The sequence below is a fragment of the Arthrobacter paludis genome, assembly GCF_056782315.1.
Genome location: NZ_JBXAEW010000012.1, coordinates 17,257 through 32,188 on the forward strand (window position 1 = coordinate 17,257; position 14,932 = coordinate 32,188).

Annotated in this window: 15 protein-coding genes; 2 read left to right on the forward strand and 13 right to left on the reverse strand. The window is 72.9% G+C overall.

Translation table 11 applies throughout. The annotated features are described in order from the left end of the window. Nucleotides 1-23: 23 nt before the first annotated feature. On the reverse strand, nt 24-617 hold the full coding sequence (locus AC1Q5D_RS11360) for an HhH-GPD-type base excision DNA repair protein (protein WP_481738677.1): 594 nt from the start codon (nt 615-617) through the stop codon (nt 24-26). An 81-nt stretch (nt 618-698) separates the two neighbouring features. Between AC1Q5D_RS11360 and AC1Q5D_RS11365 the strand changes: the two genes are divergently transcribed. Both AC1Q5D_RS11365 and AC1Q5D_RS11370 read left to right on the forward strand, forming a co-directional pair. Beyond that, nucleotides 699-1,907: a hypothetical protein gene (locus AC1Q5D_RS11365; protein ID WP_481738676.1), complete on the forward strand. Its 1,209-nt coding sequence runs from the start codon at nt 699-701 to the stop codon at nt 1,905-1,907. A 4-nt stretch (nt 1,908-1,911) separates the two neighbouring features. Further along, nucleotides 1,912-2,505: a DedA family protein gene (locus AC1Q5D_RS11370; RefSeq protein WP_481738675.1), complete on the forward strand. Its 594-nt coding sequence runs from the start codon at nt 1,912-1,914 to the stop codon at nt 2,503-2,505. A 34-nt stretch (nt 2,506-2,539) separates the two neighbouring features. Here AC1Q5D_RS11370 and AC1Q5D_RS11375 read toward each other — a convergent pair whose 3' ends face one another. From AC1Q5D_RS11375 to AC1Q5D_RS11430, 12 genes are all read right to left on the reverse strand, one after another. Next, nucleotides 2,540-3,067: a DUF421 domain-containing protein gene (locus AC1Q5D_RS11375; RefSeq protein ID WP_481738674.1), complete on the reverse strand. Its 528-nt coding sequence runs from the start codon at nt 3,065-3,067 to the stop codon at nt 2,540-2,542. A 43-nt stretch (nt 3,068-3,110) separates the two neighbouring features. Further along, on the reverse strand, nt 3,111-3,557 hold the full coding sequence (locus tag AC1Q5D_RS11380) for a pyrimidine dimer DNA glycosylase/endonuclease V (protein WP_481738673.1): 447 nt from the start codon (nt 3,555-3,557) through the stop codon (nt 3,111-3,113). Nucleotides 3,558-3,633: 76 nt separating this feature from the next. Continuing rightward, nucleotides 3,634-5,274, reverse strand: a complete 1,641-nt coding sequence (locus tag AC1Q5D_RS11385) for an aldehyde dehydrogenase family protein (RefSeq protein ID WP_481738672.1) — start codon at nt 5,272-5,274, stop codon at nt 3,634-3,636. Further along, on the reverse strand, nt 5,271-6,011 hold the full coding sequence (locus tag AC1Q5D_RS11390) for an HD domain-containing protein (protein ID WP_481738671.1): 741 nt from the start codon (nt 6,009-6,011) through the stop codon (nt 5,271-5,273). Before AC1Q5D_RS11390 ends, AC1Q5D_RS11385 begins: the two co-directional genes overlap by 4 nt. 22 nt (nt 6,012-6,033) lie before the next feature. Then, nucleotides 6,034-7,347, reverse strand: coding sequence for an NAD(P)/FAD-dependent oxidoreductase (locus tag AC1Q5D_RS11395; protein ID WP_481738670.1), 1,314 nt, complete (start codon nt 7,345-7,347; stop codon nt 6,034-6,036). A gap of 2 nt (nt 7,348-7,349) precedes the next feature. Further along, nucleotides 7,350-7,670: a 2Fe-2S iron-sulfur cluster-binding protein gene (locus tag AC1Q5D_RS11400; RefSeq protein WP_481738669.1), complete on the reverse strand. Its 321-nt coding sequence runs from the start codon at nt 7,668-7,670 to the stop codon at nt 7,350-7,352. Nucleotides 7,671-7,717: 47 nt separating this feature from the next. Beyond that, the gene (locus AC1Q5D_RS11405) at nt 7,718-8,476 is read right to left on the reverse strand and encodes an SDR family NAD(P)-dependent oxidoreductase (protein WP_481738668.1); all 759 of its coding nucleotides are present in this window, start codon (nt 8,474-8,476) and stop codon (nt 7,718-7,720) included. 188 nt (nt 8,477-8,664) lie between these two features. After that, entirely contained in the window at nt 8,665-10,560 is a 1,896-nt protein-coding gene (locus tag AC1Q5D_RS11410; RefSeq protein ID WP_481738667.1) for a PEP-utilizing enzyme, read from the reverse strand. Between the two features lie 105 nt (nt 10,561-10,665). Continuing rightward, nucleotides 10,666-11,913, reverse strand: a complete 1,248-nt coding sequence (locus tag AC1Q5D_RS11415; protein WP_481738666.1) for a PEP/pyruvate-binding domain-containing protein — start codon at nt 11,911-11,913, stop codon at nt 10,666-10,668. 3 nt (nt 11,914-11,916) lie between these two features. After that, nucleotides 11,917-13,191, reverse strand: a complete 1,275-nt coding sequence (locus AC1Q5D_RS11420; protein WP_481738665.1) for a cytochrome P450 — start codon at nt 13,189-13,191, stop codon at nt 11,917-11,919. 153 nt (nt 13,192-13,344) lie between these two features. Further along, nucleotides 13,345-14,157, reverse strand: coding sequence for an IclR family transcriptional regulator (locus AC1Q5D_RS11425; RefSeq protein WP_481738664.1), 813 nt, complete (start codon nt 14,155-14,157; stop codon nt 13,345-13,347). Nucleotides 14,158-14,220: 63 nt separating this feature from the next. Beyond that, a complete protein-coding gene (locus AC1Q5D_RS11430) occupies nt 14,221-14,898 on the reverse strand; it encodes an HD domain-containing protein (RefSeq protein ID WP_481738663.1) in 678 nt (225 codons plus the stop codon). Between the last annotated feature and the right edge of the window lie 34 nt (nt 14,899-14,932).

Consider the following 14,932-nt stretch of genomic DNA (forward strand, 5'->3'; position numbering starts at 1 on the left):
CACCGAGGGCGGCGGCGCGGGCGTCAACGCGATCCGCCGCGGGCGGCCTTCGCCTCGGCCTTCCGGCGCTTCTTCTCCGCGCGGACCTCGCCCAGGGACTCGGCGTCCACGACGTCCGCAATGGACAGCCGGGACCCCTCCGCCCCGTACTCGCCGGCGGCCTCGCGCCAGCCCGCCGGGTCCACGCCGCACTGCTTGCCGAGCAGGGACAGGAAGATCCGGGCCTTCTGGTCGCCGTACCCAGGCAGGGCCTTGAGCCGCTTGAGGACGGTCTTGCCGTCCGGCTCGCCGGCGGTCCACAGGGCGGCGGCGTCGCCGCCGTACTCCTCCACGAGGGCCCGGCACAGGGCCTGGATGCGGCCGGACATCGAGCCGGGGAAGCGGTGGACGGCGGGGGACTGCGCGCAGACCGCGGTGAACTCGTCCGGGGCCATGACGGCGATCCGGTCGGCGTCCAGGTGCCCGAGCCGCTCGCGCAGCTTCAGCGGGCCGGCGAATGCGGTCTCCATGGGCACCTGCTGGTCCAGCAGCATGCCGATCAGCAGCGCCAGCGGGTCCGCGGAGAGCAGTTGGTCGGCGGCGTCGTCGCCCGTCAGGTGCAGGTCGGGGGTGTTCATGGCTCCGATTCTGCCAGCCACCCGTGTCGCGTGGGGCAAGCCGTGCAAGAATCGGCGGCGGGGCAGCGAGCGGAAGGAGCGGTGGCCGAGATGGTGGAGGACGACGGCGGCGTCCGCGCCCGCCGCGACCCGCTGCGCCTGGAGTCCCTGTCGATCTGGTCGGCCGTCATCGCCGGCGCGCTCGCCGTGGCCGTCGGGCTCGTGTCCTTCCGCGGCTACCGGCCGCCGCTGGCCGGCGACGGGTCCGTGGCCATCTACTCCTCCGCCGTGTCCGGTGCCGCGGCGGGCCTGGCGTTCGTCGGCGGCTACGTCCAGTCCGCCCGCACCGTGCACCGGTGGCTCGGCACCCGGCCGCTCGTGCGCCAGGCCGTGGACGTCGTGGCCCTGGTCGTGGTGCACGCCGCGATCGCCGTCATGTCCTCCCTGACCGTGTTCCGCATGTTCCAGCAGGCGTTCTTCGGGCTCACCGTCGACGCCGTCGCGGGCGCGACCATGCTCGCCGTCGCGGCGGGGATCAGCGCGTACGCGGCCTTCACATCCGGGGCCCGGATCACGGCCGCGACCCTGTCCGTGCTGCTGGCCGTGTTCATGGCCTCCGGCATGCTCGTGAGCATGCTGTTCGCGGAAAACCCGCTGTGGTGGCACTCGATGTTCAGCGAGCTCGGCACCGGCCAGGCCGGGGCGACGTCGTTCTGGACGTTCAACACCACCATCACCACGTCCGGGGTCATCCTCACGACGCTCTCCTCGTTCCTGACCCGGGACCTCAAGCACTGGGCCGAGGTCCTCGGGCGCGCGGACGCCGCCATCGGCCGACGGCGCCGGCTGGCGCGCCCCCGCCCCGCCGTCGTGCGCTGGGGGCTGATCGCCGGCGGGCTGTGCATGGTCGGGATCGGCGTGTTCCCGGTCAACACGTTCACGGACGTGCACACGTTCTTCGTGCGGCTGCTGGCCGTGATCCTGCTGGTGCTGCTGCTGGGGGTGCCGCTCTGGCTGCCCGGGTATCCGGCCGCGTTCTATGTGCTGACGCTCCTCGCCGTGGGCGCCCTCATCGGGGCGGCCGCGCTCTGGTTCCCGCTGCGCTACTACAACCTCACGGCGCTGGAGCTGGCCGCGGCGGGGATCGTGTTCTCCTGGCTCGTGGTGTTCATCCGGAACACGACCGCCGTCATCGAGGCCGCCGGCATGCAACCCGTGGAGCTGGGCCACGGGACCGACGAGCCGGGGGAGGGGGACGACGGCGGCGCCCCCGCCGGCCCGACACCCGCGGAGAGCGGCGGGACGGGGTAGCGCCGTGGACGTCCTCTCGATGCTGCTGGGCCACCTCGACGCCTGGTGGGTGTACCCGGCCGCCGGCCTGGCCGTGGCCCTGTCCGGGGTCTTCCCGCCCGTGCCCAGTACGACGCTGTTCGTCGCCCTCGGCTCCCTGTCCGTCAGCACGGGGCAGCTGAACCCCTACCTGCTCGGCCTGGCGATGGTGGGCGGCGCCCTGGCCGGGGACCTCGCCGGGTACCTGCTGGCCCGGTACGCCGGGCTGGCCGGGTTCCGCCTGTTCCAGCGCCCGGGATGGCGGGCCACGCTCCGGGCGACGGGCCGCCGCCTCGAGCGGCACGGCCTCGTGTTGTTGACGACGTCCCGCTTCATCCCGCTGGGCCGGATCACCTCGAACGTCGCGGCCGGCCTCGTGCCGCTGGCCCCGGGGCGGTTCTGCGCGCTCTCGGCCGGGGCCGCGGTGCTCTGGGCGTCGTATTCGGTGGCCGTCGGCGCCGTCTCGGGGGCCTGGGAGGGCGTGCGCACCGAGTTCGCGGTCCTGTTGGCCATCGCGGCGGCCCTGGTCCTGGGCCGGGTCTTCTCCGGCCTGGCCGTGTGGTGGCAGAACCGGGCGTGAGGCCCGCGCGGGGGTCCTGCGGGGCGACGTCCGCTCAGGTGTCGAGGTCGTCGTCCCGGGGGGCCACATCGACCAGGGCGGACCCGTCCCCGTATTGCGCGCGCGGGATGACGCTGATCTTGCCGTTGGTCTCCAGAACCATCGCCTGGACCGTCGAGAGGTCGCCGATGCCCTGGAGCCGGGCGGCCTGCCGCAGTTCGGAAACCGTGAGCCGGTTGCGCCGGAGGGCCTCCTGGCGGATCTGGCCATCGGCGAGAAGCAGGGCCGGCTCGCTCGTAAAAACACCCCTGGCGCGGGGCCAGCGCGAGGAGGTCCAGGCGACGACGAACTGCAGGCTCGCCAGCAGCACCAAGGCCACCGTGCCTTCGGCCCAGGAGACCTCCGGGCTGAGCAGGATGGTGGCCACCGTCGAGCCGAGCGCAACGGTCACGACGAAGTCGAAGGCATTGAGCTGGCCGAGGGTCCGTTTCCCGGTGGACCGCAGCACCAGGACCAGTGCCGCGTAGGTCGCCGAGCCCACGAGCAGGATCCGCAGGATCGCGTCCCAAGAGTCAAACCACATGCCAAGCCCTTCCGCCGTCTGGTGTCAACGCGCCGTGGTCCCGTCAGCCCGCGGCCCGTTCCCACGCCTCGACCGGGCCCGGGACCAGGCGGAACGAGGGGTGGGCCCTGACGGGGTCGGCCGCCGCGAGGGCCGCGGCGCGCGCCGGGTCCCGGACGTCGAGCTTGGCGAGCAGGTGGCCGCGCTCGAAGGCGAGCTGGCCCTCCGTGAGGGGCAGGAGGGCCGCCGCGTCCGGGGCGTGCCCCGCCGGTCCGAGCTTGCCCCGGTCGAAGCGGTAGCCCCGCGCGTCGGCCTCGTCGACGACCCGCCCGAGGTAGGCGTCGACTGCGGCCAGCGGGTCGGCGCACGCCCGGAACCGGACCAGCTGCGGGTGGTTGGTGTACCCGCGGGTCTGCCCGGCCAGGACCTTGCGCGCCAGCAGGCCCTCGCGCCAGCACGCGAGGAGCCCCTTCGTGTCGAGGTAGGCGGGGTGCAGGCTCCACAGGCGCATGCCGACAGCGTCCCACACCCGCCGGTCCCGGCCGGCACGCCGGGTTCGCCGCCGCGCGGGGGTCCCGCCGCTCCCGCTACCGCCGGCGGTGGATCGACTTGTAGCTCAGGTACGCGGCGAGGCCCTCGGGCCCGTACTCGGTGCCGAGCCCGGAGTCGTGCCGGCCCCCGAACGGGGACGCGTGGTTGGAGGCGAAGAAGTTGATCCCCACGCTGCCGGAGTCGACCCGGTCCGCCACGGCCAGCGCGGCGTCCTCGTCCGTCCCGTACACGATCCCGCCGAGCCCGAAGCCGGTGTCGTTCGCCAGGGCCACGGCCTCGTCCACGCCGTCGTAGGCGATCACGGACAGCACCGGCCCGAAGACCTCCTCCCGGGCGATCCGCATCGACGGCGCGACGTCCGCGAACACGGTCGGCTCCACGAAGAACCCGCCCTCCAGGCCGCCGCCGGGCGCCGCGGCCTCTCCGCCCGTGGTCGCCCGCGCGCCCTCGGCGTGCGCCGACTCCACGTACTCCATGACGGTGCGGAACTGGGAGGCCGTCGCGGACGGCCCGAACACGGTGGCCGGGGCCAGCGGGTCGCCCTGCGGCTGGGCGGCGACCGTCGCCGTCGCCATGTCCACGACGTCGGCGTACCGCTCGCGCGGGGCGAGGATCCGGGTCGAGATGTAGCAGGTCTGCCCCGTGTTGCGCAGGCACGAGCGCACCAGTCCGCCGGACATCGCGTCCAGGTCGGCGTCCGGCAGCACGATCGCGCTGGACTTGCCGCCCAGCTCCAGTGTCACCGGCCGCAGCAGCTCCCCCGCCGCGGCCGCGATCTTCCGGCCCACCGGCGTCGAGCCGGTGAACGCGACCTTGTCCACGCCGGGGTGCCGCACGAGCGCGTCCCCGAGCCGGCCGGAACCGGTGACGAGGTTGACGACCCCGGCGGGCACGCCGGCTGCGGCGCACGCGTCGACGATGTGGCGGAAGGACAGCGGCGTCGGCGAGGCCGGCTTCATGACGACGGTGCACCCGGCCAGCAGCGCCGGCGCGAGCTTGATGGCCATCAGGTTGATGGGGAAGTTCCACGGCGCGATCAGCCCGCACACGCCCACGGGGTCGCGCCGCAGCACCGACTCGCGGTCCGGCGCGTTCGGGAACGGGCGCACCTCCTCCCCGTCGAGCAGCGGGGCGAGCGTCGCGAAGTAGCGCAGGATCCCCGCCGCGTTCGCCGCGGCGCCCCGGGACTCGGAGATGGGCGTGCCGTTCTCCCGCGTGTTCGTCAGCGCGATCTGCTCGGACCGGGCCTCGACCTCGTCCGCGATGCGCAGCAGGTACCCCGCGCGCTCCGCGGCGGACAGGCGCGGCCAGGGGCCGGCGTCGAACGCGCGGCGGGCGGCGCCGACGGCGCGGTCCAGGTCCGGGGCGCCGCCGTCGGGCACCGACCCCCACGCCTCGCCGGTGGCCGGGTCGGTCACGTCGTTGCGCCCCGGCGCGAGCGCGGGCACCCACGCGCCGTCCGCGAACACGTCGTCGACGTGCGCGTAGCGCAGGTCCAGCGCGGCGCGGGCCGCGGCGGCGGGGGAGGACGACGGCGGCGCCGCCGTCGGACCGGGCCCAGCGCCGGCGGGCGCAGCGCCGGCGCGCGCACCGGCGGGGACCGCGGCGGGCGCAGCTGCGGGGGCCGCGGCGGCCGCGCCCGCCTCGGGGCGGGAGGCCTGCGGCGCGGCGCTCATCGGATGGCCTCCGTCCGCAGCAGGGCGTTGGAGCGGGCCAGGTCGGCGCGGGCCATGGCGACGGCGGCCTCGGTGATGAGCTCCGGGACGATCTCCTGGCCGAGCCGGTCGCAGTACGTGGCCGGATCCATCCCGAACCAGGAGCTGGCCAGGGCGATCCCGGCGTGGTCGAAGCGCCACAGCCGGTCGGCGTCGCGGACGAGGGCGTCCTCGAGGGAGTAGGCGACGTGCCGGGTGTCGTGCCCGTCGATGATCTCGCAGACCCGGTCGACGAACTCCGGGCCGTGGCCCAGGCCCGGCAGGACGCGGCGCGCCACGGCGCAGCCCCGCTCCTCGTGCTCGAAGCGGATGGCGGCCTTGCGCCAGTCCCCGGAGAAGCCCTCGGACAGGATCCGGGACTCGTCCACGTGGGCCCAGCCGGTGTCGTGCAGCAGGATCGCCACGAGCACCAGCTCGCGGTCCGCCTCGGGGTAGGCGTCGCAGAGGCGCTGCGCGTAGGCGAGGGAGATCGGCAGGTGCACGTCGTTGCCGCGCGTGCGCGTCTCCGGGACGACGGCCCGCCACAGCGCGTCCAGCCCCGTGCTCGGGGTGAGGGCGATCGGACCCGTGTCCACGGGGCCTGCCGCGGGAAGGGGCCGGTCCGGGTGGGCTGCGGCGAAGGCGGCGGCGCGCGGGTCCGCGGCGTGCGCCGCCGGGTCGGCCGGGGCCCACTCGGCGTGGGTCTTGTCGGTGCTCATGTCTCTCCTTCCGCCCGGACGCTCAGGCGTCCGTCGCGAGGGTCTTCAGCGGGGTGGCCGGGTCCGCGGCCGCCGCGGCCGGGATGTTCTGGCCCTTGCCCAGCGCGTTCTTCACGGCCATGAAGTCCAGCGGGTGGTTGACGCAGTCCGCGGCGATGATCCGTCCGTCCCGGTAGTAGAGGACCGAGAAGCGGCCCTTGGCGTCGTCGCGGCGGACCACCGTGGAGTCGTGGCCCAGGGACAGGCCGGCGATCTGCAGCTTCAGGTCCGCCTGGTTGGACCAGAACCACGGGATGCCCGCGTACTCCTCCCGGCGGCCCATCAGCGAGTAGGCGGCGACCTTCGCGTGCTCGACCGCGTTGTTGACGCTCTCGAGGCGGAGGCGCTCGCCGGCCGGGGCGCCGGGCAGCGGGTTGGGCAGGTTGGCGACGTCGCCGACCGCGACCGTGGCCCCGTCGGAGGCCAGGGCGTTGCCGTCGACGACGATCCCGTTGTCGACCTCCAGGCCCATGGACTCCGCGAGCTCCGTGTTGGGGACGACGCCGATGCCGACCAGCACGATGTCCGCCGGCAGGACGGTGCCGTCCTCCAGCTCGACGCTGCTGACGCGGCCGCCCTCGCCGGCGATCCGCCGGATCCGCGTCTGGAGCCTGATGTCCAGCCCGCGCGCGCGGTGGGCCTCGAGGAAGTAGGCGCTCGTGGGCTCGCCGACGGCGCGGCCGATGAGCCGCGGCCCGTACTCCAGGACCGTGACGCGCTTGCCCATGCCGTGCAGCGAGGACGCGGCCTCCAGCCCGATGAACCCGCCGCCGACCACGACGACGTCGGCCGCCTCCGGGGCGAGGTCCTTCAGGGCGAGCGCGTCGTCGGCGTTGCGCAGGTAGACGACGCCGTCGAGGTCCGCGCCCTCGGCCTCCAGGCGGCGGGCGCGGGCGCCCACGGTGAGGGCCAGCCGGTCGAAGGCGATCCGCGACCCCGTGGCCGAGACGGCCGTGCCGGAGCCGTCGGCGTTCTTCTCGATCCGCTCGATGCGCTCCCCCTTCACGAGCGCGATGCGGTGCTCGGCCCAGTACTCGGCGGTGCGGAAGATCAGCTTCTCCTTGTCCACCTTGTCCTGGAGGAACTCCTTGGACAGGGCGGGCCGCTGGTAGGGGCGGTGGTCCTCGTCGCCGAGCAGCGTGATGTGCTCCGTGTAGCCGAGGGCGCGGAGGGACGCGGCCAGCTGCACGCCGGACTGCGAGGCCCCCACGATCAGCAGGCCGGTGCGGGTGGGCGCCTCGCCCGCGGCGAGGACGCCGACGGCGGGGTCGGCCGCGCGGGTCGTTTCGGTCGCCATGGCTACACCTGCGTTTCCGGCGTCGTGACGTGCAGGTCCTGGCCCTCGCACAGCTTCAGCTGGCAGGAGAGCCGGGAGTTCTCCTCGCGGTCGACGGCGGTGCCGTAGAGCATCTCGTCCTCCATGTCCTCCATGGGCGGCAGGTTCGGGAGGTCCCGCTCGTCGACGAAGACGTGGCAGGTGGCGCAGGAGAGGGACCCGCCGCACTCGGCGACGATGCCGGGCACGCCGTGGCGGACGGCCGTCTCCATGACGGAGTCCCCGGTGTTGCCTTCGATGTCGCGGACGGTTCCGTCGGCGTCGGTGAACTGGACGACTGGCATGGTGTCCTCCTCTGGTCTGGGATCCGTGGGGGATGCTGGGTGGTGGGCTAGATGAATTGGCGGCCGCCGTCGACCACCAGGGTCTGGCCGGTGACGTAGGAGCTGTCGGGGCCGGCGAGGAACAGGGCCGCGCCGACGATGTCCTCCGGCTGGCTGGAGCGCTTGAGCGCCCCGCGGTCCACGCCGTAGGTCTCCGCGTTGTCCATGAGCGAGTAGCTGGCCTCGGTGAGCGTGAAGCCCGGGGCGATCGCGTTGACGGTGATGCCGCGCCGGCCGAGCTCCTTGGCCATGACGCGGGTCAGGGCGACGACACCGCCCTTGGACGCCACGTAGTGCATCCACTGCTCGGAGCCGGAGTAGATCGTCGCGGAGGAGAGGTTGATGATCCGCCCGCCCTCGGGCAGGTGCGGGCTGGCGGCCCGGGAGACGAGCCACGGGCCCTTGAGGTTCACGCCCATGACCAGGTCCCATTCGGCGGGGTCGATCTCCTCGAAGGGGGAGCGGGTCACGGCGCCGTAGATGGCGGCGTTGTTGAGGACGACGTCGATGCGCCCGCCCCCGAACTCCGCCGTCCGGGCGGCGAGCTCCGCCGTCGACTCCGGGCTGGTGACGTCCGCCGCGAAGGCGGCGGCTTCGGCCCCGGCCCCACGGACCAGGGCGGCGGTCTCCTCGGCCCCGGCGGCGTTCGTGTCCGCGACGGCGACCCGGTAGCCGCGGCCGGCGAAGCCCAGGGCGAACGCCCGGCCCAGGCCGCCGGCGCCGCCGGTGACCAGGACGGTGCGGGCCGTGTCGGTGGTGTCGGTCATGTCAGTCGCTTTCGCTTCGGGGGTGCGGGACGGTTCGGGCGGTGGGCCCGAGGAGGGGGAGCGCGGCTGCCGGGCCGGCGGCGCCGGAGCGCCGATCGGGGGGAGGGCCGGCCCGGCAGCCGCCACCGGCCGTGCCGGTGGGATGCGGGGCGGCGGCCGCCGGGGGACATGGGCCGCCGCCCCGCTGGCTAGGCGGGGGCGTGCGTGGGCTCGTGCCCGTGGGCGTGGGAGTGGGCCCCCGGGCCTTCGACGGCGGGCGCGTCCGCGTCGTCGAGGATCTCCACGGTGCCCTTCGTCCCGTCCACGCGCAGGCGCTGCCCGGTGCGGATGGTCGTCGAGGCGTTGCCGGTCCCGGTGACGGCGGGCAGCCCGTACTCGCGGCAGACGATCGCGGCGTGGCTCATCATGCCGCCGATGTCAGTGACCGTCGCCCGGATCTTGCCGAAGATCGGGCCCCAGCTGGGCGCCGTGACCGTGGCGACCAGGATCTCGCCCTCCCGGACCTCGGAGAGCTGGTCCGCGTCGTGGACGACGCGGGCCGGGCCCTCGACCGTCCCCGGGGAGGCGGCCATCCCCTTCAGGCCGGTGCCGCCGTCCTCGTCCCCGGCCAGCCACTGCTGGACCTGCTCCGTGGTGATGCCCCAGAGCATCCGGGTGAACGGCTCCGTGATGGACGCCGGCGGGGTGTTCAGGGCCGGCGCGGGACGGGCCGTCTTCAGTGCGTCGACGATCCTCCGCCGGCGCTCGATCTCCTCCGGCCAGTAGGTCGGGCCGATCGGACCGGTCGGCGCGCCGACGCCCCACCCGGTGACGAGGTCGAACAGGGCGTCCCGGACCTCGTTGCGGTTCAGGTAGAGCAGGTCGTCCGGTTCGCTCCAGAAGCCCTCGGCGTGCATCATCCGGGACAGCTCCCGGACCTTGCGCCAGAAGACGCCCATGGTCCAGTGCTCGATGTAGAAGTTGTGGTTCTCCACGTACGGGTACGCGGTCGCGGCCAGTCCGCGCTTGGCGTCGAAGACCTCCGCGGCCTGCGGGTCGAGGATCTCGCGGTATTCGGCGACGATGCGTTCCTTCTCCGCGATCAGCTCCTCCTTGGGCCGCATGATCGTCTGGCCCTCGTCGAGGCGCCGGATGTAGTCGGCGATGTAGCCGAGCGGGATCTCCTGGTGGTCCTTCCAGTACTTGTCGTGCCCGTAGAAGCCGTTCCCGACCGTGAAGTTGAACCACGGGTCCTGCGCCTCCGCGTAGCGCTCCAGCCACCGGGCGCCGCCGTCGGCCGCCTCGAGGCCCGCGAGCGTGCCGGCGACGTCGTCCGTGTCCGCGAAGCGGGACTGCAGGCCGAGCTCGACCGCGAGCGTCGCGAGCGCCTTCAGCTCGTCGTCGGGCCGGAACAGCTCCATGTCCACGCCCTGGACCATCGTGGCGATGGACTGGTCCGGGATGTTCGGGAAGACCTCCTTGCAGAAGTTGAAGAAGTCCAGGTACGCGATGTAGCCGAGGTTGAGGAACTCGAAGTGGTACTGCCAGTTCTGGTACGCCAGCTGGATCAGCCGGTCGTAGTTCCCGAGCAGCACCTCCGACCCGTCCTGGGCCTTGCCGGAGGTGATGTCCTCCAGTGGCACCATGTCCGGCAGCTTCGCGAAGGACAGGGCCTCCATCTCGTCGATCGTGCCGCGGACCTTCCGCTTCCACTGCTCCAGCAGCGGCTCCCAGTTCCGGAAGTAGTGGCCCACCCGCTCCTCGAAGTGCGGCACCCGGGCGGCGATCTGCTCCTCCGGGACCGGGATCGGGGACATGTACAGGTAGCCGAGGTGCACGCGGAATTCGATCCCGTTCGCGTTGGGGATCATCAGGTGCCGCGCGTTGTACTGGCCCAGGCACTTGACCGCGAACTCGCCGCCGATGGTCTCGAACGGCTTGAAGACCGTCGGCCAGTGCTGGGAGTCGCAGAACCAGAACTTGGCGTCCTCGGCGTCCTGGAGCTGGTCCTGGAAGACCAGGTAGTAGGGGTAGATGCTCTTCCAGTCCTCGGCGCCCGCGGGAACCGGGAGCTCGGACGGCTTGGGGAAGGACTTCATGGACATCTCTGGGGTGTCCTCTCGGTCGGGGTTCGACGGTGAACCGTGGTGGGGGATGTCGGTGGTGCTCGGGAGGTGGCGGGGGAGGTACGGGGGAGCCGTGGCGGTGCGTCAGGGTGCGCTGCGGAGCAGGCTGGCGGTGATGGAGCCGAGGCCGAAGGAGCCCGACGGCGCGGTGCCCGCCGTCGGGCCGCCGTTCGCGGTGCTGGCCGTTGTGCCATCGCCGGCCGCCGTGGCGCCGCCGGCTGTGTCGCCGGAACCGGGGTGGCCGGGGCCAGGCGTTCCGGGCGGGTGCGCCGCCGTCGTGCCCGTTCCCGGGATGCCGAGGGCGGCGGCGAAGCCGCCGGTCCCCGCCGCGGCGGGCGCCTTCGACGAGTGCACGGTCTCGGGGCGGGACTGCAGGAGCATGAGGTTCTCGCCGTCGGGGAGGTCGGCGTCGAGGGCCCACTCGATGTCCTGCGGGCACCCGTAGTGCTTCTCGGCGCGCTTGGCCATGCGGGCGACGGCCTCCAGCTCGGCGTCGGTGAGGCTGCGGCGCCCGCGGCGGTCGGCGTCGACGGGGCGCTCCACCAGGGTGTGGGCGCCGGCGTCGGGCACGAGCTCGACGTGCTTGTCGCCGATGTGTTCGGTGACGACGGCGAGCGTGACCTTGTCGAGTTGGATGTTGTCCGGGGTGACCGTGCCGGAGACGACCGTTTCCCCGACGCCGTAGGAGGCGTCGACGGTGATCTTGGAGCGGTCCCCGTTGGCCGGGTCCAGGGTCATGGCGACGCCGGAGACCCGCGCGTTGGCCATCTTCTGGACGACGACGGCCATCGACAGGCCCTCGTCCTCGATGCCGTTCTTGAGCCGGTAGGTGATGGCGCGGGCCGTGTAGAGGGAGGCCCAGCAGCGCCGGACGTGCTCGGCGACCGAGTCGAAGCCCTCGAGCCAGAGGTAGGTGTCCTGCTGGCCGGCGAAGGAGGCGTCGGGCAGGTCCTCGGCGGTGGCGGAGGAACGGACGGCGACCGGGGCGGGGGCCGCGAAGCGCGACTGCAGCGCCTCGTAGGCGGCGCGGGTCTCCTGGCGCAGGCCGGCCGGGACCGGGCGGGAACAGATCTCCTCGCGGATGGCGGCAGACGCGGACTCCACGGCCGTAGGGTCGTCGGCGTCGAGCCCGGCCAGGCGGGTTCGGATGCCGTCCCGGATCCCGGCCTCGTCGATGAAGGCGTCGAACACGGCCGTGGTGACGACGAAGCCCGGGGGGACGGGCATGCCGGCGTCGGTCATGGTGACCAGCGACGCGCCCTTGCCGCCGAGACGCTCGAGCTTCGGCTCGATGCCTCCGTCGAAGGACTGGATGTAGTCGGTGCTTTCCATGGGTCAGGACTCCCAGGTGACGGGGACGGTTTCGGGGACGCGGAACGAGAGGTTCTCGCGGAAGGTGATGTCGTCGGGGGCGACGAGGCGCAGGCCGGGGGCGAGGCGGAGGGCCTCCTCGAGGGCGATTTTGGCCTGGAGCTTGGCGAGCATGTTTCCGAGGCAGTAGTGGATGCCGAACCCGAAGGAAAGGTGCTCGCGGGCGTTGTTGCGGGAGATGTCGAACTCCTCGCCGTGCTCGAAACGCTCCTCCTCGCGGTTCGCGGAGCCCATGACGAGCAGCAGCTCGCCGCCCTGGGGGATCCTCACGCCGCCGACCTCGGTGTCCTTGAGGGCCTTGCGGCGCCAGGCGACGATGGAGCCGGAGTAGCGGAGGACCTCGTCGACGGCGCCGGCGATCTTCTTCGGGTCCTCGGCGAGCTGCGCCCACTGGTCCTGGTGCGCGAGCAGGACGCGGAAGCAGTTGGCGATCAGCGTCGTCGTGGTTTCGTGGCCCGCGAAGAGCAGGGAGTAGAGGAGCGAGGCGATCTCGTGGTCGCTGATCTCGGCGCCGTCGGACTGTGCGCGGACCAGGTCGGCCGTGAGGTTGTCGCCGCCCTCCTCGTGGGCGACGCGGACCAGCCGGAGGCACTCCTGCCAGTAGTCGACCAGGTTGTGGGCGTGCGGGACCTGCTCCTCGTCGGACAGGTCGCCCCACGTCATGGCGGCCCGCGAGTCGGACCAGGCCTTGAACGTGTCCAGCTTGGACACGTCCGCGCCGATCAGGGTCAGGATCGTGACCGTGGGGACCTCGTAGGCCAGGTCGCGGAAGATGTCGCCGTCGCGGTCCGGGCGCGCCAGCATCTTCTCGACGAGCCGGACGACGTTCTTCCGGATCTCCGGCTCGAGGACCTTGTAGCGGCGGGGCGTGAAGGCCTTCTGCGCGACGGCGCGGATCCGGGTGTGCTCCGGCGGGCGGCGGGCCGACAGTCCGGAGTAGGCCGTGAAGCCGCCCTCCTCCATGATCTTCGTCGCGGCGGCGCCCCGCCGGCGGACGGGGGCCTGGGCGTTCTCGGAGGAGAACGTCTCCCAGTCGTCGAAGACGGCCTTCACGTCGTCGTACCGGGTGACGACGTAGTAGCCGACGCGCTCGTCGAACATGACCGGCTGCTCGGTCCGCAGCGCCTGGTAGGCGGGGAACGGGTCCTTCTGCTGGAACGGCTCGAAGCCGTGGTGGTCGGCCGGCGCCTCGGCGCCGTGGCCGAACGGGCAGCGGGCGGTGTCCGTGGTGGAAGGCATCTGAACTCCTGGGAAGGCTTCCCGGGCCGCTAGGCGGTTCCCGGCTTGGCTTCCTCAAGTGTTACTCAGGTCACGCGATGGCACTCACTCCACTATCCCACTGAGTGGAAGAGGTGTTGGGGTTCGGCCGGTTGCTCCGGGTCCCGCGTTTGCCTAGTGCTCGCGCGGCTCGTCCGGCAGGGGGTCGATGAGGCTGCCCAGAAGGGTCTCCAGGGGGATATGGGCGGTGGCGCGCTCGATCCGGCTGGAGATTCCCCGCAGGGCCGGGAGGTGCCGGGTCATGGTCGCGCCGTGCGTCGACGGGACCACGAGGCCGATGCTGCAGCCGATCCGGCCCGTATGGAAGACCGGCACGGCGATCGAGCACGAGCCGCCGCGCATCTCCTCCAGGGTCACGGCGTAGCCGCGCTCGCGGACCTCGTCCAGTTCCTCCGCCAGCCGCGCCGGGTTCGTGTGGGTCTGGGGCGTGGGCCGCTCGAGGTCGCGCTGCAGGTAGGCGGTCCTGACCCAGGGCTCGTCGAAGGCGAGGATCACCTTTCCCACGGCCGTGGCGTGGAGGGGCAGCCGGCCGCCGACGCGGGAGGCCCGGGGGACGCGCATCGTGCCGTAGACGCGCTCGATGTAGAGCGCGGAGTTGCCGTCGCGGACTGCCAGCTGGCTGGTTTCGCCCGTGAGGGAGAAGAGGTCCTGGATGAACGGGCGTGCGGTGTCGCGCAATTGGCGGCCGGCGTTCTGAGCGATGGCCCACAGCCGGAGGCCCAGCTGGATGTTCCCGTTGGCGCCCCGCGACAACAGGCCCCATTCGACCATTTCCCCGACCAGGCGGTGCGTTGTGGACAGGGGGACGCCGGCCTGCTCGGAGAGTTCGGTCAGGGACATCGAGCGGCGCGAGGTCTCGAACACGCCGATGATGGCGAGGACCTTGGACGTGACGCTCCGCCCAGGCTCCCTGTTGCCACCCGCCATGTCGCCTCCTCCGCTGGAACCAGTCTAGGGAGGGCGGCGCCGGGCGGCGCCCGTCCCGTAGGGTCAGCCCAGGGCCTGCCGCTCCGGCCAGAGCGTGGCGGACTCGAGGGCGGCCAGGCCGCCGGCGACGGCGGTGGCCTCTTGCGTGAAGAGGTGTCCGAGGACGCGCGACGCGCAGAGTCGGAGGGTCTGGGCGCGGTCGAGTCCGAACCAGTCCATGATCGTGTCGATGCCGTGGGGGCTCAGTCGCCAGACCTTGTCGGCGTCCTTGACGAGGGCGTCCTCGATCGAAAGGGCCTCCCGCCGCGAGTCGTGCCCGTCGATGATCCGGGTAATCCGGTCGCGGGTGTCGGGTGGGCAGCCGACCTGGTCGAGGATGTCGCGGGCCAGGCGGGCTCCCTCGCGCTCGTGGAGCAGCACGAGGTCCCGGTCGCCCCCACCAGGGGCGATGGCCGAGAGTACGTCGTCGGCGGGGACCTGCGACCACCCGATGTCGTGGAGCAGGATCGCCGGGAGGACGACCCGGGCGTCGGCCTCCGGGTGGGCCGCGAGCAGCGACCGGGCGAGGGCGTACGCGTAGAGCGTGTGGGCGTCGTTGTCCCGGACCGCCAGCAGGGGAGCCGCGAGCCGCCACGCCCCCGCGTCGTCGGGCTCGAGGATCTGCGGGCCTGGCGCAGCAGCGGGCACGTGGTCTGCGACGTCCTGGCCATAGAGGTTTGATGCCGGCTCCATTTTCGTCATGGCCCCAGCGTCCCGCCTTCGACGGGGTGCGCCA

Bases quoted from the DNA above. Each gene is read 5' to 3' on its own strand.
- AC1Q5D_RS11430 (WP_481738663.1), bottom strand. From the start codon at position 14,898: ATGACGAAAATGGAGCCGGCATCAAACCTCTATGGCCAGGACGTCGCA.
- AC1Q5D_RS11415 (WP_481738666.1), bottom strand. From the start codon at position 11,913: ATGGAAAGCACCGACTACATCCAGTCCTTCGACGGAGGCATCGAGCCG.
- AC1Q5D_RS11380 (WP_481738673.1), bottom strand. From the start codon at position 3,557: ATGCGCCTGTGGAGCCTGCACCCCGCCTACCTCGACACGAAGGGGCTC.
- AC1Q5D_RS11425 (WP_481738664.1), bottom strand. From the start codon at position 14,157: ATGGCGGGTGGCAACAGGGAGCCTGGGCGGAGCGTCACGTCCAAGGTC.
- AC1Q5D_RS11410 (WP_481738667.1), bottom strand. From the start codon at position 10,560: ATGTCCATGAAGTCCTTCCCCAAGCCGTCCGAGCTCCCGGTTCCCGCG.
- AC1Q5D_RS11390 (WP_481738671.1), bottom strand. From the start codon at position 6,011: ATGAGCACCGACAAGACCCACGCCGAGTGGGCCCCGGCCGACCCGGCG.
- AC1Q5D_RS11405 (WP_481738668.1), bottom strand. From the start codon at position 8,476: ATGACCGACACCACCGACACGGCCCGCACCGTCCTGGTCACCGGCGGC.
- AC1Q5D_RS11385 (WP_481738672.1), bottom strand. From the start codon at position 5,274: ATGAGCGCCGCGCCGCAGGCCTCCCGCCCCGAGGCGGGCGCGGCCGCC.
- AC1Q5D_RS11395 (WP_481738670.1), bottom strand. From the start codon at position 7,347: ATGGCGACCGAAACGACCCGCGCGGCCGACCCCGCCGTCGGCGTCCTC.
- AC1Q5D_RS11375 (WP_481738674.1), bottom strand. From the start codon at position 3,067: ATGTGGTTTGACTCTTGGGACGCGATCCTGCGGATCCTGCTCGTGGGC.
- AC1Q5D_RS11400 (WP_481738669.1), bottom strand. From the start codon at position 7,670: ATGCCAGTCGTCCAGTTCACCGACGCCGACGGAACCGTCCGCGACATC.
- AC1Q5D_RS11360 (WP_481738677.1), bottom strand. From the start codon at position 617: ATGAACACCCCCGACCTGCACCTGACGGGCGACGACGCCGCCGACCAA.
- AC1Q5D_RS11420 (WP_481738665.1), bottom strand. From the start codon at position 13,191: ATGCCTTCCACCACGGACACCGCCCGCTGCCCGTTCGGCCACGGCGCC.